The 20,620-nt window shown below is 65.2% G+C and carries 15 protein-coding genes and 1 tRNA gene; 8 read left to right on the top strand and 8 right to left on the bottom strand.

Features of this window, described 5'->3' with window-relative positions:
* Window positions 1-74: 74 nt before the first annotated feature.
* Complete coding sequence (locus tag ACWKV7_RS04345) at window positions 75-653, bottom strand: recombinase family protein (protein WP_483856674.1); 579 nt, start codon at window positions 651-653, stop codon at window positions 75-77.
* A gap of 171 nt (window positions 654-824) precedes the next feature.
* Window positions 825-1,541, bottom strand: coding sequence for a hypothetical protein (locus tag ACWKV7_RS04340; RefSeq protein WP_483856419.1), 717 nt, complete (start codon window positions 1,539-1,541; stop codon window positions 825-827).
* 843 nt (window positions 1,542-2,384) lie between these two features.
* Here ACWKV7_RS04340 and ACWKV7_RS04335 point away from each other — a divergent pair.
* From ACWKV7_RS04335 to ACWKV7_RS04310, 6 genes are all read left to right on the top strand, one after another.
* Window positions 2,385-3,158 (top strand): ABC transporter ATP-binding protein, encoded by a 774-nt coding sequence (locus ACWKV7_RS04335; protein WP_483856418.1) that lies wholly within the window; start codon window positions 2,385-2,387, stop codon window positions 3,156-3,158.
* A gap of 14 nt (window positions 3,159-3,172) precedes the next feature.
* Entirely contained in the window at window positions 3,173-3,925 is a 753-nt protein-coding gene (locus ACWKV7_RS04330) for an ABC transporter substrate-binding protein (RefSeq protein WP_483856417.1), read from the top strand.
* A gap of 56 nt (window positions 3,926-3,981) precedes the next feature.
* Entirely contained in the window at window positions 3,982-4,677 is a 696-nt protein-coding gene (locus ACWKV7_RS04325) for an ABC transporter permease (protein ID WP_483856416.1), read from the top strand.
* Entirely contained in the window at window positions 4,674-5,471 is a 798-nt protein-coding gene (locus ACWKV7_RS04320) for an ABC transporter permease (RefSeq protein ID WP_483856415.1), read from the top strand. The genes ACWKV7_RS04325 and ACWKV7_RS04320 overlap by 4 nt, the downstream gene beginning before the upstream one ends.
* 86 nt (window positions 5,472-5,557) lie before the next feature.
* Complete coding sequence (locus ACWKV7_RS04315) at window positions 5,558-6,793, top strand: methyltransferase (RefSeq protein ID WP_483856414.1); 1,236 nt, start codon at window positions 5,558-5,560, stop codon at window positions 6,791-6,793.
* 265 nt (window positions 6,794-7,058) lie between these two features.
* Window positions 7,059-7,134: transfer RNA gene (locus tag ACWKV7_RS04310), tRNA-Thr, on the top strand.
* A gap of 116 nt (window positions 7,135-7,250) precedes the next feature.
* Here ACWKV7_RS04310 and ACWKV7_RS04305 read toward each other — a convergent pair.
* From ACWKV7_RS04305 to ACWKV7_RS04280, 6 genes are all read right to left on the bottom strand, one after another.
* Complete coding sequence (locus ACWKV7_RS04305) at window positions 7,251-9,383, bottom strand: efflux RND transporter periplasmic adaptor subunit (protein WP_483856413.1); 2,133 nt, start codon at window positions 9,381-9,383, stop codon at window positions 7,251-7,253.
* A gap of 11 nt (window positions 9,384-9,394) precedes the next feature.
* Window positions 9,395-10,828, bottom strand: a complete 1,434-nt coding sequence (locus ACWKV7_RS04300) for an efflux RND transporter periplasmic adaptor subunit (RefSeq protein WP_483856412.1) — start codon at window positions 10,826-10,828, stop codon at window positions 9,395-9,397.
* Between the two features lie 96 nt (window positions 10,829-10,924).
* Window positions 10,925-12,160: a glycosyltransferase gene (locus ACWKV7_RS04295; RefSeq protein WP_483856411.1), complete on the bottom strand. Its 1,236-nt coding sequence runs from the start codon at window positions 12,158-12,160 to the stop codon at window positions 10,925-10,927.
* Window positions 12,161-12,163: 3 nt separating this feature from the next.
* On the bottom strand, window positions 12,164-14,608 hold the full coding sequence (locus tag ACWKV7_RS04290) for a DUF4347 domain-containing protein (protein ID WP_483856410.1): 2,445 nt from the start codon (window positions 14,606-14,608) through the stop codon (window positions 12,164-12,166).
* Between the two features lie 274 nt (window positions 14,609-14,882).
* On the bottom strand, window positions 14,883-15,692 hold the full coding sequence (locus ACWKV7_RS04285; RefSeq protein WP_483856409.1) for an efflux RND transporter periplasmic adaptor subunit: 810 nt from the start codon (window positions 15,690-15,692) through the stop codon (window positions 14,883-14,885).
* A gap of 26 nt (window positions 15,693-15,718) precedes the next feature.
* Window positions 15,719-17,335, bottom strand: coding sequence for a TolC family protein (locus ACWKV7_RS04280; RefSeq protein WP_483856408.1), 1,617 nt, complete (start codon window positions 17,333-17,335; stop codon window positions 15,719-15,721).
* A 324-nt stretch (window positions 17,336-17,659) separates the two neighbouring features.
* Between ACWKV7_RS04280 and ACWKV7_RS04275 the strand changes: the two genes are divergently transcribed.
* Entirely contained in the window at window positions 17,660-18,904 is a 1,245-nt protein-coding gene (locus ACWKV7_RS04275) for a glycosyltransferase family 4 protein (protein ID WP_483856407.1), read from the top strand.
* On the top strand, window positions 18,901-20,580 hold the full coding sequence (locus ACWKV7_RS04270) for a glycosyltransferase family 4 protein (protein WP_483856406.1): 1,680 nt from the start codon (window positions 18,901-18,903) through the stop codon (window positions 20,578-20,580). Before ACWKV7_RS04275 ends, ACWKV7_RS04270 begins: the two co-directional genes overlap by 4 nt.
* The last annotated feature ends 40 nt before the right edge of the window (window positions 20,581-20,620 follow it).

Raw genomic sequence — 20,620 nt, 5'->3', positions numbered from 1 at the left:
GCAAAGAAGTGCCAGGCTCGTCGGTTTGTCCTATGGGGGGCCCAAATAGCCCAAGGAGACGCTTGGAGGGGCGCTTACACCTCGACCGGGTGCGCCTTGCAGGCCCGCTTCACGGTGGCTGTGGATACCTTCCAGTGGTCGGCGGTGTCCTGGATGCTGGCGCCGTACTCCTTCCGCCAGGCGGCGATTGCTGCGTCGTCGTGCTGCTTGGGCTTGCCTAGCTTGCGACCGTCCTGCCTGGCCTTCTCAATGCCGGCCATCTGCCTGGCCTTGATGTTCTCCCGCTCCAGCTCGGCGACGCCCGCCAGGAGGGTGAGCATGAGCTTGCCGGTGGGCGTGGATAGGTCAAACCCCTCACGCAGGGACACGACGGTGACTCCCTTCTTCGCCAGCGCCTCGACTGTCTCCAGGACGTCGATGGTGTTCCGGCCCAGGCGGTCGATGGCCGCGACGATGACGGTGTCGCCCTTCCTGGCAAAGGTGAACAGCGCCTTGAAACCCTCGCGCTCCAGGGCCTTGGTGGTGCCGCTGGTGGCTTCGTCGGTGAACCATCCATCTTCGCTGACGTTGTGGCGCTGGCCGATGGCATGGCGCTGGGCCTCGACTGACTGGCCGTCGCTACTGACTCGGGTATAGGCGAGGATGGCGGTCATGGTGTCGCGCTCAAGATGGCTCATAAAGTAGGCTCACAACCTACCGAATGGCTCAATGAAAAGCAACACATTTGAGCCACCCTGAAGACCTCATTCTTCCGTGCCCCCGTGAGGCCGCCTAGCCTGGCTCATAAGGTGTACTTAGTGAGCCAGGACCTGTACCAACGATGGCTAGTTATCAACCTGCTGCGCAGCGTACTCAAATAGCTCCTCGAAGCCGGATGTTTCGTAAATGAACCCATTGTGGATTGAGGAGAAGTCGGGAGTGTCCATGTTCAACCATGCGTTGTGGTCGTCTAGGCTCACCACCCCTCCTTCGGGGGGCAAAGCTGCCTTGCCCTGGTACTTACACCCCTCAAAGAACGCCCCAGGATCTTCCGCTACAGCACTCTTCAATTCACCTATGTCGGCTTTCAGGTGCCCATAGATTGCCTGCACAGCAGCAGAAGCATGCGCCTTAAATGCCTCGACTGCTTCCTTGTCACTCGGCCGTGAAATTGACTTATTCGACATTCGCACGCTTACCGGCATGAAACTGCCATTGACCTCCACCCCCTGCATTAGTAGGCGAGGAGGAATTGCGTCAAGGTCATCATGGGCAATCAGGGTGTTCCTTATGACTAACAGGTGCCGATGGATTGCCAGGTCAAAGCCCTCTGCTCGGGTAACTCGATTCTCCTTATAGCGAACAGACACCCCATCAATGTTGTGATTGAGAAACGGCTTCGAGTAGCGGATGACTGCCCAGTGGAATATCGACGCCGGGACTATTGCAACAGGATTTTCGTGATGCTCCAGCAAGAGGTGGAAACCATTAGCTGCACCAATCATGTTGTGTAACGCCTTCATCCCGATCTTGCACTGCTTCAACAATCCCTCGACCCTCATGGATCCACCTCTGCGTCTGCGTGAAAAACAGATAGTACCCCCAGGGTACGGGGGGAACTGAGCAATCACCTACTTACATGAATGGGCTCGGATATTTTCTGTAGAAACATGCTGGACGACCATACCTGCATGGCTGGAGTCGAGTACACACAACGAGTACACTCCTCACCTTGCACGCCCCCGAGGGCTGTATTTGCTGCGGGTTTACAATTCTTCAGCCAGTGTCGGCGGTTCGATTCCGTCCCTGGCACCATGAATACCGAACGAAAAGGCTCACCCGAAAGGGTGGGCCTTTTTGCTTGTCGGGGTGTGGTTTTCCTGCGATGCGAGCAATTCGTTCGCCCGGGAGGCTGGGGGCGAGCGACTTCCGGCTCGGCGCCCTGCGGTCAGACGCCGCGGTTCAGGTTGCCGCCTCAGGCGTTGAGCCAGCCCGGGTCGCCGGCATCATCCTGAAATGCCTTGTATGTGTCGTCTCCCAGGTCTTGTCGCGGTTCTTGTCGAAGATGCCGCGGCATGCTCGTTGACGTCCGCGACGCCGTTGCTGTTGCTGTCTCAGACTCTGGTGGTCGTCGCCTCCTGCTGGCAGTCAGCGACGCTGAGCAGGAAGCCCGCGTCCCGCCCTGGGTGACGGTCTGGGGCTAAGCCGGCTGGCCAGGGGGCGGCGCGCATGACCGGATGGTCGCGCATCGCCCGCTCTCGGGCGCCAAGCAACGAGGATGCGACAAGCCAGTCCGACAAAGCGTCATCCTCTGGGCATCATGCTTGGCTCCCAGCGAAACGCTATGCTAGGTTGGCGCCTCGCCTGGCAGGCCCGGGCGCATCAGTATAAGAAGAGGAAATCTCATGACCGAGGCCCCGCCAGCGCTGGAAATCCGCGACCTGCACAAACGCTACGGCGACCTCGAGGTGCTCAAGGGCATCTCCCTGACCGCTCGCGACGGCGATGTCATCTCCATCCTCGGCTCTTCCGGTTCCGGCAAGTCCACCTTTCTGCGCTGCATCAACCTGCTGGAAAACCCACACCAGGGGCAGATCATCGTCGCCGGCGAGGAGCTCAAGCTGAAGCCCAGCAAGGGCGGCGATCTGGTCGCCGCGGACAGCAAGCAGATCAACCGCATGCGCAGCGAGATCGGCTTCGTCTTCCAGAATTTCAACCTGTGGCCACACATGAGCGTGCTCGACAACATTATCGAGGCGCCGCGGCGGGTGCTCGGCCAGAGCAAGGCCGAAGCCACCGAGGTGGCCGAGGCGCTGCTGGCCAAGGTCGGTATCGCCGACAAGCGGCATGTCTATCCCGCCCAGCTTTCCGGCGGCCAGCAGCAACGCGCGGCCATTGCCCGTACCCTGGCGATGCAGCCGAAAGTGATCCTGTTCGACGAACCGACTTCGGCGCTCGACCCGGAAATGGTACAAGAAGTGCTTAACGTGATCCGCGCGCTCGCCGAAGAGGGGCGCACCATGCTGCTGGTGACCCACGAGATGAACTTCGCCCGGCAGGTGTCCAGCGAGGTGGTCTTCCTGCACCAGGGGCTGGTGGAGGAGCAGGGTACGCCGGAGCAGGTGTTCGATAATCCTGGCTCGGCGCGCTGTAAACAATTCATGTCCAGCAATCACTAACGGAGCAACATCGCATGCAGAACTATAAGAAGATCCTGCTGGCTGCGGCCGCTACCCTGGCTTTCGGCACCAGCGCCGTTGCCGCCGACAAGCTGAAGATCGGCACCGAGGGCGCGTATCCTCCCTTCAACCTGATCGACGCCAGCGGCCAGGCCGTCGGTTTCGACGTCGAGATCGCCCAGGCCCTCTGCGCCAAGATGGAAGCCGAATGCGAAGTGGTCACCTCTGACTGGGACGGCATCATCCCGGCACTGAACGCCAAGAAGTTCGACTTCCTCGTCGCCTCCATGTCCATTACCGACGAGCGCAAGCAGGCGGTGGACTTCACCGAGCCCTACTACACCAACAAGCTGCAATTCATCGCGCCCAAGTCGGCTGATTTCAAGACCGACAAGGAAAGCCTGGAGGGCAAGGTGATCGGTGCCCAGCGCGCCACCATCGCCGGCACCTGGCTGGAAGACAACCTGGATGGCGTGGTCGACATCAAGCTCTATGACACCCAGGAGAACGCCTACCTCGACCTGGCTTCCGGTCGCCTCGATGGTGTGCTGGGCGACAAATTCGTCAACTGGGAATGGCTGAAGAGCGATGCCGGCAAGGACTTCGCCTTCAAGGGCGACCCGGTGTTCGAGAACGACAAGATCGGCATTGCCGTGCGCAAGGGCGATCCGCTGCGCGAGAAGCTGAACACCGCGCTGAAAGAGATCGTCGAAGACGGGACCTACAAGAAGATCAACGACAAGTACTTCCCGTTCAGCATCTACTGACCCGCCCGACCGCCGCTGCCCACCAGCGGCGGCGGTCCTTCTAGTAGTAGCCTCCGATGATTTTCGATCTCCACGGATTCGGCCCGGCCCTGGCCGCCGGCACCCTGATGACCATCAAATTGGCGCTTTCGGCGCTGCTGGTCGGCCTGGTGCTCGGTTTGCTGGGGGCACTGGGCAAGACCTCGCCGTACAAGCCACTGCGTTGGCTCGGCGGCACCTATTCGACCATCGTGCGTGGCGTGCCCGAGCTGCTCTGGGTGCTGCTGATCTATTTCGGCACGGTGAACCTGATGAGCGCCATCGGCGATCTGATCGGCGAGCCGGGCCTGGCACTGAGCGCCTTCGCTGCCGGCACCATCGCCCTGGGGCTGTGCTTCGGCGCCTATGCCACCGAGGTGTTCCGCGGTGCCATCCTGGCGATCCCGAAGGGGCATCGCGAGGCCGGACAGGCTTTGGGATTATCCAAGCCGCGCATCTTCTGGCGCATCATCTTGCCGCAGATGTGGCGCATCGCCCTGCCGGGCTTGGGCAACCTGTTCATGATCCTGATGAAGGATACTGCGTTGGTCTCGGTGATCGGGCTTGAAGAGATCATGCGCCGCTCGCAGATCGCCGTTACCGCAAGCAAGCAGGCGTTCACTTTCTACATGGTCGCGGCGTTGATCTACCTGAGCCTGACCGTGCTCGCGATGATCGGCATGTATTGGCTAGAGAAGCGCGCCGGCCGTGGCTTCAGCAGGAGTGCGGCATGAATTGGGACGTCATCATCAAGTGGCTGCCGCGCTTGCTGGAAGGCGCCGCGCTGACCTTGGAGCTGGTCGCCATCGCGGTGGTCGCCGGGCTGATTCTGGCGCTGCCGATGGGTATCGCGCGGGCCTCCCGGCACTGGTACGTGCGCGCCCTGCCATACGGCTACATCTTCTTCTTTCGCGGTACGCCGCTGCTGGTGCAGCTGTTCCTGCTCTACTATGGGCTGGCCCAGTTCGATGCGATCCGCAATAGTGCTTTGTGGACCGGCACCCTGATCAAATTCACGCTCGACTTCGGAAGTTGGTTTTCCGGCTTGTTCGGTCATGTGGCGGAGCTTAGCGATTGGCGCTGGGACTTCAGGTTCCGTATAGAGGGGTTGCGAGATCCATTCGTCTGCGCGGTAGTGACCATGACCATGCACACCGCCGCGTATATCGCCGAGATCCTGCGCGGCGCCATCCAGGCGGTGCCGACTGGCGAGGTGGAAGCGGCCCGTGCACTGGGCATGTCCCGCGTGCAGACGTTGTTCTACATCGTCCTGCCACGGGCCGCGCGCATCGGCCTGCCGGCCTACAGCAACGAGGTGATCCTGATGCTCAAGGCCAGCGCGCTGGCCAGTACCATCACCCTGCTGGAGCTGACCGGCATGGCGCGGACAATCATCGCGCGGACCTACCTGCCGGTGGAGATCTTCTTCGCTGCCGGGGTGATCTACCTGTTGATCGCCTACATCCTGGTGCGCGGCTTCAAGCTGCTCGAGCGTTGGCTGCGGGTCGACGCACTGCAGGGGCGCTGATCACGGCACGCCAGGTGATGGCTAGTGGGCCGCGGCGGGGCGGGGCGGCGATATAATCCCGCTCTTCCTCGCCAGTGCCTGCTGTCATGCCCCATTTTCCCTCTGCCAGCGCTTCGGCGCTGCTCGACCGCTTCCGCGCGCTGGATGCCTTCCTGCTTGAGCACCAGGGACTCTGGCGACCGAAACCCTTCACTCTGCGACAGCTGCCCTGGGAAAGCCAATACCCGGAGCTGGCCCGCTGGTTGCGTCAGCGCACCCTGGCCGAGGCCGAGGCTAGTCATCACCAGCCCCAGCGAATCGACGCCCCCTGGCCGTTCAACGACCTGGCCGCCCAGTCCACCGTCCTGGCTCACCTCGATGCATTGCCACAGGCCCCGATGCCGCACCCGCCGGCCCACCTCAGCGTGGACGTGCCGGGTCGCAAGTGGCAGCAGCTCCTGGCCTTTGCCGGCAGCCTGCGTTTCGCTCGACCGCCCGAGCGCTGGATCGACTGGTGCGCCGGCAAGGGGCACCTCGGCCGCCTGCTGGCCCAGACCGGCGCCGGCTCCGTCTGCCTGGAACGGGATGCCGAGCTGGTCGAAGCCGGTAGCCGGTTGAGTGCGCGCGCGGGGCTGGATGTCGAGCACAGGGCTCAGGATGTGCTGGATGAGCAGACTGCTACCCAACTGTGCGAGCAACACGCCCCGGTGGCCCTGCATGCCTGCGGCGATCTGCACGTGCGCCTGCTGCAACTGGCCAGTGCGGCCGGCTGCACCCGGCTCGCCGTGGCGCCTTGCTGCTACAACCGCATCGCGGCTGCCGACTACCAACCCCTGTCGTTCGCGGCCCGGGCATCGACACTGCACCTGTCGCGAGAAGAGCTCGGCCTGCCGCAGAGCGAAACCGTCACCGCCGGTGCACGCGTACGCCGCCAGCGCGACCAGTCGATGGCCTGGCGCCTGGCTTTCGATCTGCTGCAACGCCGACTGCGCGACTGCAACGAGTATCTGCCGACCCCGTCGCTGCCCAGCGCCTGGTTGCATAAGGATTTCGCCAGCTACTGCCGCGACTTGGCCGAACTCAAGGGCCTGCCCCGGCCTGACGGCGAAGATTGGGTTGCGCTGGAAGCGGCCGGTTGGTGTCGCCTGGCCGAAGTGCGCAACCTCGAGCTGGTCCGCGGGCTGTTCCGTCGCCCCCTCGAAGTCTGGCTACTGCTCGACCGCGCGTTGTACCTGGAAGAGCAAGGCTACCGAGTCCGCCTGGGCACGTTCTGCGCCAGCCAGCTGACGCCGCGAAATGTGCTGCTGCTGGCAGAAAAGGTTATCCACCAAACTTGTGGATAACTTTGTTGATGAATTCTGGGCAACTACCCAAAACCCGCGACACTACAGTGTCTTCAGCGGCTGGCGTTTTTTTGATCTAAAGAAAAATATCAATAAAAACAGCAGCTTGTTGACATCCGAGATTTCTCTCACAAAGCGCGGCCTGCTCGCTCCCGGTTACTGATCAATTGTGCATAAGCACTTGGCTGCTGATAGCTGGCCTCCAGTTTTGCTATGGCGAACAGCTTTACTCGTCACACCGAATCGCTATAATGGCGGCCCTTCGGCCGGTATAGCTCAGCTGGTAGAGCAACTGACTTGTAATCAGTAGGTCCCGGGTTCGACTCCTGGTGCCGGCACCATAAAGGGGTTTCACGCGGTGTCGTGAAGCCCAAACAAAGCCCGCCTCGTGCGGGCTTTGTGTTTTCTGGGCGGCCCTTGCGGCCGATTCAGTCTTTTCGAACCGAATCGCTGACCTTCAAAACCCACTCTCCCGAATCAGCACGCCGGCGGCGTTTTCCAGGAATTCGGCGAAGAGGGTCCGCGGTGCCGCGTTGATGACGACGTGGCCGCGTTCGGCATGGGCCAGGCCGGTTCCGTCAGCAACGGCGAGGGTGACGCGGTAGAGGGCGCGGTCCGGAAACAGCTGGCCGCTGCGTTCGCGGCTGAGGATCTCGCCGCCGTGCGGAGCGGCCAGCATCGGCTCGGGCAGGATGCGCGTGGCATCGCGGTCGATGCGTAGTACGTGCAGGGCACGCACGGGCTTGCCGGCTGTTTCCGGGAAGAAGCGTCCGCCTGCACCCACCGCGATGCGTTCGATCTCTCGTTCGGAGAGGTAGGTCTCGACCCACCAGGCGGTCGGGTCGACCAACACGCCGAGTCGCTGATTCGCTGCTACCCATTGGCCTGGAGCGAGGTCAGGCGGCAGGTCGAGCAGGCGGCCGGCGAAGGGCGCCAGCGGCGCCAGGCGTGCCTGCTCATGGGTCAGGCCTTCGCGCTGAGCCTTCGCCACGGCCAGTTCCTGTTGCAGTACGAGCTGTCGATTGCGCCACTCGGCATCGAAACCGGCGCCCGCCACTTGCCAGCCGAGCGCCTGCACGCGTGCGGCCGTCGCCGCTTGTCGGCTGGCGAGCTCCGGCGACTCCAGAACCATGAGCGGTGCGCCCGCTTCGACTGCGTCACCCGCCGCCACGGGCAGCTCGACCACCCGTGCGGCCACCGGGGTCACCAGCGGGAAGGTCTGTGCCGGGCGCAGCATCGCCACTCCGTCGACCTGAACGCGCCAGGGAACGATGCCGAGCAGCACCAGGCCAGCTAGCAACCAGCATGAGCGCCGCCAGCGCTGCCCTTGGCGCAGTGCAGGCCAGCGGCGCCGCCAGTCGCCCAGCTCGCGCAATACCGGTCGAAGGAGAAACCAGAAGATTTCCACCGCGAAGAGCACGATGCCCAGCACCTTGGCGAACATGTGATAGACGAGCAGCGCAATGCCGAGAAAGACGATGAGACGGTAGGTCCATACCAGATAGGCGAAGAGGATCAGCCCGCGGTGGCGCCCTGGTGACAGGTGTTCAGGCGGCGGCTCGCCGGCGCCGAACAGGCTCTCGCGCAGGTGCCAGCGCGCCAGGGCGAAGGCCCGCGGGTGCAGGTTGGGCATTTGCAGCCAGTCCATGAGGATGAAGTAGCCGTCGAAGCGCATGAAGGGCGAAAGATTGATCGCCACGGTGCTAATCCAGGTGGTGGTGGCCAGCAGGAACGCGGCGCTGCGCAGCGCGCCCTCCGGGAGCAACGCCCAGGCCAGCGTTGCCCAGGCGGCGACGATCAGCTCGGTGATGATGCCGGCGCTGCCTACCAGCAGGCGCTGCCGGTGATTGGGAAGCTTCCAGGTTTCATTGACATCGGTATAAGCCATGGGAAACAGCACCAGGAAGGCCACCCCCATGGTCGGCACTCGGCAACCGTAGCGCTTCGCTGTAAAGGCGTGGCCGAGTTCGTGGAGAAACTTCACCACGGCCAGGGTCAGCGCGTAGTTCGCCAGCCCCCGCCAGGAAAAGGTATCGACCAGGGTGGCGACGAAGGGCTCCCACTGGCGGATCACGGCGATCATCCCGGTGAGCAGCGCCAGCGCGGTGAGCAGGAAGAAGCCGCGCCCGAAAAAGGGCTCGACCCAGGGCAGGGCGCGGGCCAGCCAGCGATCCGGAAAGAACAGCGGGAGGCGAAAGAACAGGTAGTTGTGGATCAGCGCCTGCCACCAGCGCTGTTCGAGCCGCGCCTTCTTTTCGAGCAGCCAGGCGCTGCCCTGGGCGTCGGTGAGGGTAAGCAGCTCATTGGCGCGGAGGAAGTCGAGCACCTGGCGCACATCGCCCTCATTGGCCTGCAGCGTCGTTTCCCGCGCCAGGGCGTCGAGAATGCGCCGTGGCGTTCCGGCCTGCCAGCGCGCGAGAATCTCGAACGACAGCCAGTCGATGCGGAAGAAGAGATTGCGCACCGGGTCCTGCAGCACCCAGGCGGGCGAACCGTCGGCTGCCGGCGCGCTGGCATGCAACGTGAGCTCCTCGCGCAGCGGCGGCAGAGTGGCGCCCGGTTTTCCGCCACGCGCGCCCCGCATCGCCATGCTCACGCTCATCAATAGCCGACGAACGCGCGCAGCGCCGCGATCGGCTTGCGCAGCACCCAATAGACCAAGGGTACGCGCTCGCCGACGATACGCGCCGAGCCCTTGAGGCCAACCCGTGGCGCCGTCGTGCCCGGTACCAGCTCTGCTCGCAGGCGGTAGGCGTAGTCGCCTTCCGGGCGAAGCTGCGCCTCATGGGCGATGCGGCGGACGCGGGCGTCGACCGGGGAAAAGGGCCGGGCGTTGAGGTACAGGGTGAGCTCCGCCGCATCCGGAAAGTCGATGAGGTCGCCCGGCGACAGCCAGGCCTCGACTTCGACATCGCCCGGCGCCGCGACCACCATGACCCGTTCGCCGGTACTGACTGGGCGGCCACCCCATTCGCTGGGGTCGTCGAACAGCACCACGCCATCCTGCGGCGCGGTCACCGCCGCGCGTGCGTTGAGGTCGCGGATGAGCGCCACTTCCGCGCGACGCTCTTCGATGTGCCCCTGCAGGGTCGCAATCTGTGCCTTGCTTTTGCCGTCGAAGACCGCCTGCTGGGCGAACTGACGATACTCGGCCTCGGCGGTGGCGAGTGCCTGCTCGGCGACCAGCAGGCGGCTTTGCAGGGTGATCCGATCGAACTCGAACAATGGCGTGCCGGTGCTGACCGTCTGGTTGGGCTGCACCAGCACCCGGTCGACGATACCGTCGAGCGGCGCGCGGATCACCGCCGGGTGCGCCGGCACCAGCTCGGCGGGCGCCAGCACGGTCAAGCGGACCGGGATGAACAGCGCGAGGACGAAGACCAGCCCCCAGCGCCGCGCGGGGTGTCGCCAGAAGGCACGCATCAGGTTGCCCCAGGCGCTCGGGCGGAACAGGGCACGCAGGCCGGCACGCGTCGGCCACAAGGCGCGCCAGGTTTCGCGCATGGTGGAGAGCGGGTGGCGCCGTTCCGCAGGCTGTCGGAGTTGCCAGGACTGGGTCCAGAGCGCGCACCATTCGCTGAGCAGAACCACCTCGCTTTCGCTCCATGGCGTGTCGCGGGCCAGCAGCCAGGCACCGGGCGAGGCACCTCCAGCGGACGCGGGCAGCGGCAGCCACAAGCCGTGTGCCGGCCACCATTCGGTCCATTGCGCCGCGTCGTCGTCGGCTAGGGCGGCGGCGGTCAGGGTTTGCGGCAGGGTGGGGCTCCTGTCGCGCAAGTGCCGAGCGATGCGTTCCAGCCATTGCACATAGGGCGTGTTGGCTTCCACTGCGGTGACGCCGGAAAGCGTTGCGACCCCGCCCTCGGCGAGCCACAGCGCCGCTTGCCGGTATGGCAGCAAGGCCCTGGTTTCATTGACGGCAATGAAGCCCAGTTCGGCGGCGGACGCCGCGGCACGCGCCCGCCGCCCGAGCTGCAGCAGATGCAGCAGGGCGGCGGTTTCTCCAGTGTGTTCGGGATGTAATGGCAGGGACAAAGGCGTCTCGTAGTGAACTCGGCCGAATGGCGAAAATCAGGCGTTGCCTGCGGCGGGTCGTGTGCGTTGGGCCGCGCCAGCCGGCGCGGCGTGGCTTCATCCTGAGGGTAGCTGGAAACCCAATGACCGTTCAAATAAGCGCATGAGCGCATTCCAGGCGGTGTCCGTCCGCGACGTCAGGCGCAACGCGGTGGTTTGCGCCGCTTCCTGCAACTGCGTATCGCGCACCAGGGACGGCAGCTTCCGAGCGAGGCGCTCGATGCCCATGGCGGGCGGCACGGCGACCGTTCCCGGAAGGCTGGCGATCGCCCGCCGGACATTCAGTGTCTGCTCCAACTGGCGTGGCAGCAGCAGTTGGGGCCGGCCGGCCATGGCTGACTCTTCGATCGAGCCGATGCCGCCATGGTGGATCAGCAGGGAGGCGCGGCCGAGAGCCTCACGCAGCGGTGGCGGCTGGCTGTGTACGCGAATCCCGGCGTGCTCCAGCGTCGCCACCGTGTCGGCTGTGGCGTCGTGCAGATAGCACTCGCCCGGTATGCGCTGCTCGACGAGGACCTTGAGCAGCTTGCCTGCCAAGGGGTGCTTGAGCCGCAGGTAGGAAAAGACATGGGGTCGAGCCGGCGGCGGCAGCGGCGACGATGGCACCTGCCAGGGGCCGGCGGCCGGAGACGGCCGGGTTGCGGCATAGATGTCGAGTTCGCGCGGCACTGACACCACCTGTCCCGCTCCAGCGATGATCTGCGGCAAGCTCTCCGGCTGTGGCAAGCCACGCGCCGCCTGGACGCTCCGCGCGGCGTCGAGCAGGGCAGCCGAAGGCCAGATCGGCGGCATCTGGTCGCCAAGCGGCGGGAACTGGCCGTCAGGCAGGCCGGGTGGGTTCACGAAGCCGTCGCCGACCGCGATCAGCGGTAGTCGGCCGAAGGCGGCTAGCGACAGGAGTGGCGAGTAATCGGCGATGACGAGATCGGGCGCGGCTTGCAGCAGCAGTTCGTCCCATGCGGCTACCATGGCCGCCAACTGTGCCGGGTCGGCAAAGCCGCAGACGCCCATGATGTCGGCGAAGGTCGCGGCGCGGAACCGCCCCGGCCCGGTAAAACAGCTGCGATGCGGCGGCGCGGCGATCAGCGGGATGTTCGCCGCCGCATAGCGTTCGGCCAGGGCGGCTGGATTGCGCGCCGCTACCACCGGCGACCAGCCCGCGGCCCGCAGGCGCTCGGCAATGAGCAGCAACCGGGCCGCATGCCCGAGGCCTTCGCCCAGCTCCCAGGCCAGCAGCACGCGCGGGGCATTTTTTGCAAGCCGTGGGGCGTCGAGCTTTTCCGGACAGGCCACGTATCAGCTATTCGGCGCTTTCGCCGCGGCAGCGGCGCGGGCATGCGCGAGCAACGCTTCACGCTCGGCCTGCCGTCCGGCGATGCCGTTCTGCCGTAACTGTTCGCTGAGTGCCGGCTTGCCCGTCGGCCTTTCCCCCGGCACCGTCGACTCGCGCAGCGAACCGGCGAGCAGGGCGGCACTCGCGTCGATATCCAGCCCGGCGTTATCGCCGGATTGCCGCTCCTGCGCCGACGAAGCATTGTTCTCTGGAGTCTCGCCTTCCTCGCTGTCGGGCTGGTCGCCCGGTGCGGCGCTCGGCTGATCGCCGCCTCCGGCGTCGGTCTGCGCACCGGGCCCGCCGAACACGTCGCCCAGATCGCCGGCAAGATCACCGCCCAGCCTTTCCTCAAGGTCGTCGCCGAAGCCGTCGGGACCGCCAAAGCTGTTCATCGGTGGCAATGCGTTCAAATCGTAGAGCGAGCTGCCTCCTGTCCAGTTCGACCCGGCCGTCCCCAGCATCGCCGCAAGCGGCGAGCCATTGGTGATGCCGCCGACGGTCTGGCCGCCGAGACCGAGGTTTTCCGGCGTACTGAAGGATGCGGTCGCACCCAGGCCAAGGGGCGCGGTAGCGGGCTCGATCACCAGGGGCTCGATCAGGGTATTGGCATTGGTCGTTTCGCTCGGCCAGGTTGGGGGCGGGATGAGCTCCTTCACTGGAGGTGGCGTTGGCGTTGGTGTCGGTGTGGGCTCGGGTGACGGCACGCTGGCGAGTTTGAAGGTGATCAGCGTGGAACCGCCAAAGTCGCTGACGGTATCCACCTGCAAGGTGTTGCCGGCGGCATTGCCCAGCGCCAGGGTCACTTCCACCGTCGAAAAGTCCGTGCCGTTGGTATCGATCTCGAGGATGCCCGAGCCGTTGAACCGCACATTGGCGGTGGTCAGGCCGGTGATGCTGTTGAGGCGGATGACATCGCCGACAGCGAGGTCGCCGATGGTGTCACCATCGAGATGACTGGCCGACCCGGCAAAGGTGTCGTCTCCCGCACCACCGAATAGGACATCTACTCCCTGCATGCCGCTGAGGACATCGTTGCCATCGCCCCCATAGAGGAAGTCGGCATCGCTACCCCCGGAGAGGGTGTCGTCCCCCGCTCCCCCGTATAGCGTGTCGTTGCCGGCATCCCCGCTCAGGGTGTCGTTGCCGTCATCGCCCCAGAGGAGGTCATTGCCCTGTTGCCCCCACAGCCAGTCGTTGCCATCCCCACCGTAGAGAAAGTCATCGCCAGTCGAGCCCATCAGGGTGTCGTTGCCGGCCCCGCCATAAATCGTATCGTTGCCATCGCCGCCGCTCAGGCCGTCGTTGCCGTCTTCCCCGTAGAGATAGTCGTCACCGGTCTGGCCATAGAGAAAGTCGTTGCCGGCGCCGCCATACAGTGTGTCGTTGTCGCCCCCGCCGTAGACCGTGTCGTTGCCATCGTCGCCATAGACGATGTCCGCCCCGTCGAGGGCCGAGATCGTGTCGTTGCCTCCCAGGCCGTAGATAGTGTCGTCGCCGATCGTGCCGGTGAGGGTGTCGTTACCGTTCGTTCCCGTGATGACGCCGAGCAACCGGTCATAGGCCGCGAATCGCGGTGCCACGGCTGCCGTCGATTCCACCGCCCCCTGGCTTGCCTCCAGTTCCCAGTCTCCACCCAGCACGCTCGAGCCGGTGGCGTCGTCCGAAGCCGCCACATCGGCTCCCGTGGCGGCGGCAAAGCGGCTCAGGAAATCCATGCCGGCGTCGCCCGCGGCGATGTCGCAGCCATAGAGCAGGATGTCGCCGGTGGCGCTCAGCGCTCCGCCCCAGGCCGCCAGGGTATCCGCCTGGCCGGCTAGGGTGGCGGTGGAGAGGGTTTCCGCGCCCAGATAAACCTCGCCCGCGCCGCCATGGGAAACGAGATGCAGGGCGTCGAGGTTCTGGTAGCGGGCAAGGATGGAGCTGATCTGATCGATAGAGCTGGACCCGGCGTCGAGCAGCCAGACATCGACGCCGGCACGAACATCGCCGAGAAGATCGGCCAGCCCCGGCAACCGGCTGTCGATGATCATCACTTCGCTGGCCTCGCCCTCGGCGTCGACCAGTTGCAACAGACCGTCGCGGTTCACATCGACAAGGCTGTCCAGTTGCGCCTGGGTAACGGCGCCTTCATTCAAGGATGCGCCACCGAGGGGGAGGGCGATGTCGCTGTCGGCGGTCACGCCGGAGGTGTCGCCGACCATGGCCGCGCTGGCGAAAGTCTCCACCGCCGCGCCATCGAACACCAGCCGTGGTTCGAGTCGCATGAGGCCTGGCATGCTGCGCACCAGCCCGCGCTGCGTGTCGACGTACATCGCAGCGGCAGGCTTGGCCGCGGGCGTGTCGGTCCTGGCGACGGCAACGAAGGTGTTGGAGATCTTGCTCCAGACGGTGCGGTAGAGACGGTTCATGGTTCTTACTCCCTTCACCCGCGACATGCCTGCCGGGCTCAACAACTCAATGGTTTCAGTCAGTAGAAGCATTCACGCAGCGAAATGCGGAAAAGCCTCCAGGCCTGTCGCAGAGGCCGAAATTGCCGCAGCGCTCCCGGCGCCGCCCTTACCAATGTAGCCGCCACGAAACCAGGCGGGTCCTTGCTCGTCGGATTCCTTCCGAACGGCCCCTGGCGGCCGATCAACCGCCCGGCAACGAATTTAGTGAATCGCCGGACTGGTGGCCCTCTCGCTACTCGGGAAGTTCCGGCGGCGCCAGTTCGATCCTTCCGCTCATCCCGGCAATGAGTTCGTTGAAGCTACCATCGATCACCGCGCTGGCCTTGACCGACTGGCTGATCGGATCGACCCGCGCGCCCAGGCGCTGGATACGCGCCGGATAGCTCTTCTGGGTTTCGTCGATGAAAACCCGGAACTCGTGATCAGGCTTCAACCAGCTGAGCCAGCGCGAGGGCACGATGAAGTCGAGTTCCAGCGCTGAGTCGTCGAGGATGTCCAGCAGGGCCGTACCCGGCTCGACATACTGTTCGGCACGCACCTTCTGCTCGGCCACCCGCCCGGAAAACGGCGCGTGGATGTTGCACTTCGAGAGCGTCGCCTGGATGAGCGCGACATCGGCACGGGCCTTGTCGCGTTCGGCGATGGACGTATCCAGCTCGACCTTGCCGATGGCGTTCAGCGTGTTGAGCCTGGCGTTGGCGGCGTAGGCACGTTCGGCAGCGGCGAGGGTGGCTTTCGCCCGGTCGCGCTGGGCCGCCTGGATGACGCAGTCGAGGCTGACCAACAGTTGCCCGGCCTTGAAGCGTTCGCCTTCCTTGACGGTAATGCGGTTGATCTTGGCGCCCAGTTCTGCGGCCAGCGTCGTATAGCGCAGCGGCGAGAGCTGGGCGCGGATATCGAACTTGTCCAGCGCGGGGGCCGACGACGCCGTGGCCGTCCCCGCCGGTGACGGCGGGGCGGCCTGCGCGGCGAAGCCGAGGGCCAGGAGCGCGAACAGGGGCGCGGCGGCGAACCGCCTTGCCTGGTGACTACGTGAGGGCATGAATACCTGACTGGCCGAATTCATTACTACGGATTGACCGCCAACTGCAGGGGCGCCTGCGGCACCGCCTCGGCCTGCTCCATCGCGGCATTCTCCGGCAACGGGGACGGGGTTTGCTCCGCCTCCAGGGCACTCTCCGTCGCGCTGGCTGCAGGAGCTTTCTGCCAGGTGCGCAGCGCATCGTCGATCGCCCTGGACAAATCGGGGAGCGACATGTCGTCGACGCTGGCAATCGCCGGCTCCAGCCCCAACGTGGCCTGGATGCGGCTGGCGGCGGCATGGACCGCGGCGAGCGCCTGGTAGCGCCGCAGATCGGACAGCAGCGCCGTCGTACCGGCGGCAACGCGGCTCAGCTGGCCTTCCTTCTCGGCCTCGGCGGCGCGGCGGGAAAGCTCGAACAAGTCCTGGTCGACGCTGGCGAGTTCCTCGCTGCGCTGATACTGGTGCAGCGCGTTCTCGTATTGCTGGGCAGAAAGATGAACCTGGGCGACGACGACCATCTGCAGCGCCATGCGCTGCGCTTCATAGACTCGTTCGTTGCTATGCGCGGCATCGAGACGGGCCGGGGCGGAAAGCAGGTTGAACAGGTTGAAGTTGACGCGCAAGGCCGCTTCGTTCCAGGTGTTGTTCACCAGGAAGCGATCGTCGTCATGCTTCAGGCTGTAGTTGAAGGAAATGCCGGGGAACAGCTGGAGCAGCTCCTTGCGGGTGTCGGCGGCGGCGATGCGGACGTTGTAGGCGCTTTCGCGCAGGTCTGCGTTGTGGGTGATGGCGATCTCTTCCATCGCCTCCACGTCGAGGGCGAGCGGTTGTGGCGCGAGTTCGTCGGCGGCGGGCTCAGCCAACTGGAAGCGAGTGCCCGGCGGCAGGTTAATGAGTGCGGCGAGTTCGACCCGTGCCAGTCCCAGCTCCTGCTGCACCGCTTCCAGGGTGCGCAGGTTCTCGATCAGGGCGCGCCGGTAGCGCAGCATTTCGCTCGGCGCCTTGATGCGCTCATCAGTGATCTTGCGGGCATCGACCAGCGCCGACTCGGCGACGGCCATGTTTTCCCGCACGGCGGCTTCCAGTTTCTGGGCACTGGCTGCGCGCCAGTAAGCCGCGCGCACGTTCTGGATGAGGTTGTGCATCGAACGGCGCCGCCGCTCGCTGGCGATCAGCAGGCGGTCGGCATTCTGCTGGGCGGTGTAATAGCTGGCGCCGAAGTCGAGCAGGCTCCAGGTCAGACCGAGATCGGCAACGGTATGGTTCTTTTCCGAGCTGATGGAGTTGGCCAGGTTGGGGGCGCGGGTATCGGCATCGATGGAGTCGCGCACCAGGTCCTCGTCACGGGTGTAGTAACCGGCGCCCGCCACCAGTTCGGGCAGCATGTCGAAGCGGCTGGCTTCGAGGACACCGGCCGCATGGGCCTGTTCGAGCTGGTGGGCACGGTGTTCCAAATTGAATTTCAGCGCCCTGGCAATGGCTTCGGACAGGCTCAGCGGGGTGCTGAGCGGAGGCACTTCGGCATGTGCCTTCTGCCAATCGGCGCGGGCGATGGCGCGCAGTTCCTCGGTCTGCAGCGGCTGCGGTTTGACGGCGCAACCAGTGAGGGCGACGGCGGCGAGGGCGACGATAGGGGCCTTGCGGCGGAGTCGAAACAACATGACGGGGTGATCCTCCCTGCTGGAACAGGCTGTGGCTCGTTGAGGCGAATCGCAGCTTCGAAAGCGTGTTGGCTCGAACTCCAAGTCTGGTCGAGCATGGCATCACTATTTTTTTATAGCAAAATATATTGAGCTAATTCACATTCAGATTTGATCGGCATTGACAGGGTAGTTCGTGTGCTGGATCAGGACACGTCCGCAGTCACCAGATTGTGTTTTTTCACCGGTAGGGGCAGAGGTCGATTGCCAAACGCCCCATTCAGGCTGGGACGTGCGGCAAGGCTTGCTTGCCGCCGGATATGGAACGCCAGATAAGGCATCGGCATGCGTTTTCTCTTCATTCACCAGAATTTTCCCGGCCAGTTCCGTCACGTTGCGCGGGCCCTGGCCGAGGATCCGCGGCACGAAGTCGTCGGTATCGGCGATGCGCGCACCGTCAGGCCGGGGCGCATGCATGCGCGACTGACGGTCGTGGCCTATCCCTCGCCCAAGGGCGGCAGCGCCCAGACCCATCCCTACCTGCGGGATGTCGAGGGCCAGGTGCGGCGTGGGCAGATGCTGTTTCGTGCCGCCGCACAACTGAAGGCGAGCGGGTTTGTTCCCGATGTGGTCGTTGTGCATCCGGGCTGGGGCGAGGCCCTCTTCCTGCGCGAACTGTTTCCCGACGCACGGCATATTCACTACTGCGAGTATTTCTTCCGTTCGCAAGGCGGCGACTTCGATTTCGACCCGGAATTTCCGGCCACGGCCGACGGACGGGCCGGGGTGCATATCCGCAACAGCACCCAGTTGCTCGGTCTGACCCAGTGCGACGCCGGCATTTCGCCGACGCATTGGCAGCGCTCGCGTTACCCGCTCGAGTACCAGCCCAGGATCGCCGTCCTGCACGAAGGCATCGATACCACCCAGGTCCGCCCGGATGCGCAGGCGGTGCTGGAGATCGGCGGGCAGGTGTTCCGCGCGGGCGAGGAAATCGTCACCTTCGTCGCCCGCAATCTCGAACCCTACCGGGGCTTTCACAGCTTCATGCGCGCCCTGCCGACGTTGCAGGCACTGCGCCCGGCGGCACGGGTTCTCATCGTCGGCGGCGACGAGGTCAGCTACGGTCGGCACCTGCCTGCCGGGCAAAGCTACCGGCAGCGTTACAGCGCGGAAATCGACGAGCGGGTCGATTGGTCGCGCATCCACTTCCTCGGCAAGCTGCCTTACGACGACTACCTCAAGGTGCTGCAGGTCTCCGCCGCGCATGTCTACCTGACCTATCCGTTCGTGCTGTCGTGGTCCATGCTCGAAGCCATGGCCTGCGGATGCCTGGTCGTCGCCTCGGCGACGGCGCCGGTACAGGAGATGATCATCGACGGCGAAAACGGGTTGCTTACGGACTTCTTCGACACGGAGGCACTCGCCCGAACGGTCGCCACCGCGCTCGCCGATCCGCCGGCCCAGGCGCCACTGCGGGCGCGGGCACGGGAGTTCGTCGTGCGCAACCACGACTTGCGTACGCGCTGCCTGCCGGCCTGGGTCGACTTCCTGACGCAGCCAGCGCTGCTCTCGGACGGTCGCCCATGACGGCCTCTGCGCCCTTCGCGCTGTACTACGCCGGCGATGCCTATTCGACCGAAAAAAAGATCATGGGCCGCCAGGCAGCCGGCAAGGCGCTACTCAAGGGCATCGCCCGCACCTGGCCGAATGCCACCCTGCGCGGCTTGGTCGGACGGCGCAAGGCCGCCGAGAAGCTGGCCATGCAGCTACGTGCCGATGGCTTTGCCGGCCAGATCGAACACAGCGTGCTGCCCGACTGGCGGGTTGCCGCAGAGACGGGCACCTTGTATTACCCCGCACCGCCGGCCAAGGACATTGCGGCGGCGCGCAACCTGGTGCGCCCGGACGCCTTCAGCCTCATGGGGGTGACGCACACGCTGGCTTCCGCCGGCGTCATGGATCTGCTGGCCGACCTGGTCCTGCCGCCGTTCCAGCCCTGGGATGCGCTCATTTGCACGTCGCAGGCCGCGCATACCCTGGTCGGCCGCCTGCATGACGAAATGCGCGCCTACTGGCGGGAAACCACCGGGGCGACGCGCTTCGTCGAGATCGAGCGGCCGGTGATCCCGCTGGGTGTCGATGTCCCGGCCTTCAACCGCGCGGCGGGGGAGCGTGAGGCGGCGCGCACGGCGCTGGGGCTGCGCCACGACGAGACCGCCTTTCTGTTCGCCGGGCGGCTGGCCTTTCACGCCAAGGCCAATCCGGCGCCGGTCTATCAGGCCCTGGAAAAGCTTGCCGGCGACCTGCCGCTGGTGTGTATCGAAGCCGGCACCTTTCCCGGCGACGATATTCGCCAGGCCTACCAGGCCGCGCAAAAAGCCCTGGCCCCCAGGGTGCGCTTTCTCTGGGTCGACGGCGCGGATGCCGCCCGTTACCGGCAGGCCTGGCAAGGCGCGGATATCTTCGTTTCGCTTTCCGACAACATTCAGGAAACCTTCGGCCTGACTCCGGTGGAAGCCATGGCCGCCGGCCTGCCGGTGGTGGTGTCCGACTGGAACGGCTACAAGGACACGGTGCGCGACGGCCTCGACGGCTTCCGGGTGCCCACCGTCATCGCGCCGGCGGGCACGGGGCAGCAGCTGGCCCTGCGCCATGCCCTGGGCGTCGACAGTTACGACCGCTACGTCGGCCATGCCAGCCTGGCCACCGTGGTGGAGCCACAGGCGCTTTCCGAGGCGTTTCGCCGATTGGCGAGCGATCCGGGGCTGCGCGCGAGAATGGGTGCCGCCGGGCGGGCACGGGCCGCGGCCGAGTTCGACTGGCCGATCATCCTGCATCGCTATGCCGAACTTGCCGGGCACTTGGGCGAGATCCGCCGCCGCTCGGCGCACGAGCCTGCCCGGTCCTGGCCACAGCGTGCCGACCCGTTCCGGCGCTTCGCCCACTTCTCCAGTGCAACCCTTGGCGGCACCTGGCAGGTGAGCGCCAGGCCGGATGCCTCGGCGCGGCTGCCGACGTTGATGGCGCTGGCCATGGCCAACTTCGGCTTCACCCCGCACGCGTTTCCCCGCGAAGCACCCGAGGCGCTGCTCGAAGGCTTGCGCCGGGGCGCGGCGCCCAGCGTCGATGCGCTGCTCGCCCAGGCCGGCCTGGCAAACGCGCTGGGCGTTCAGGCGCTGATGTGGCTATGGAAATTCGATTTGGTGGAGATCCGCCCAGGGGGCATGCCCGCGCCGGCCACTCCGCCGGAAGGTGCGACATGAGCTGTCATCTCGATCCCGCGGCCGCCAGCCACGCGACGGG

Source organism: Zestomonas ipomoeae (assembly GCF_057128665.1).
The sequence above is the reverse complement of the archived record's forward strand: the minus strand, read 5'-3'. Positions and strand labels throughout refer to the sequence as shown.

Bases quoted from the DNA above. Each gene is read 5' to 3' on its own strand.
- ACWKV7_RS04320 (WP_483856415.1), top strand. From the start codon at position 4,674: ATGAATTGGGACGTCATCATCAAGTGGCTGCCGCGCTTGCTGGAAGGC.
- ACWKV7_RS04305 (WP_483856413.1), bottom strand. From the start codon at position 9,383: ATGGCGATGCGGGGCGCGCGTGGCGGAAAACCGGGCGCCACTCTGCCG.
- ACWKV7_RS04275 (WP_483856407.1), top strand. From the start codon at position 17,660: ATGCGTTTTCTCTTCATTCACCAGAATTTTCCCGGCCAGTTCCGTCAC.
- ACWKV7_RS04290 (WP_483856410.1), bottom strand. From the start codon at position 14,608: ATGAACCGTCTCTACCGCACCGTCTGGAGCAAGATCTCCAACACCTTC.
- ACWKV7_RS04340 (WP_483856419.1), bottom strand. From the start codon at position 1,541: ATGAGGGTCGAGGGATTGTTGAAGCAGTGCAAGATCGGGATGAAGGCG.
- ACWKV7_RS04345 (WP_483856674.1), bottom strand. From the start codon at position 653: ATGACCGCCATCCTCGCCTATACCCGAGTCAGTAGCGACGGCCAGTCA.
- ACWKV7_RS04325 (WP_483856416.1), top strand. From the start codon at position 3,982: ATGATTTTCGATCTCCACGGATTCGGCCCGGCCCTGGCCGCCGGCACC.
- ACWKV7_RS04285 (WP_483856409.1), bottom strand. From the start codon at position 15,692: ATGCCCTCACGTAGTCACCAGGCAAGGCGGTTCGCCGCCGCGCCCCTG.
- ACWKV7_RS04315 (WP_483856414.1), top strand. From the start codon at position 5,558: ATGCCCCATTTTCCCTCTGCCAGCGCTTCGGCGCTGCTCGACCGCTTC.
- ACWKV7_RS04270 (WP_483856406.1), top strand. From the start codon at position 18,901: ATGACGGCCTCTGCGCCCTTCGCGCTGTACTACGCCGGCGATGCCTAT.
- ACWKV7_RS04280 (WP_483856408.1), bottom strand. From the start codon at position 17,335: ATGTTGTTTCGACTCCGCCGCAAGGCCCCTATCGTCGCCCTCGCCGCC.
- ACWKV7_RS04335 (WP_483856418.1), top strand. From the start codon at position 2,385: ATGACCGAGGCCCCGCCAGCGCTGGAAATCCGCGACCTGCACAAACGC.
- ACWKV7_RS04330 (WP_483856417.1), top strand. From the start codon at position 3,173: ATGCAGAACTATAAGAAGATCCTGCTGGCTGCGGCCGCTACCCTGGCT.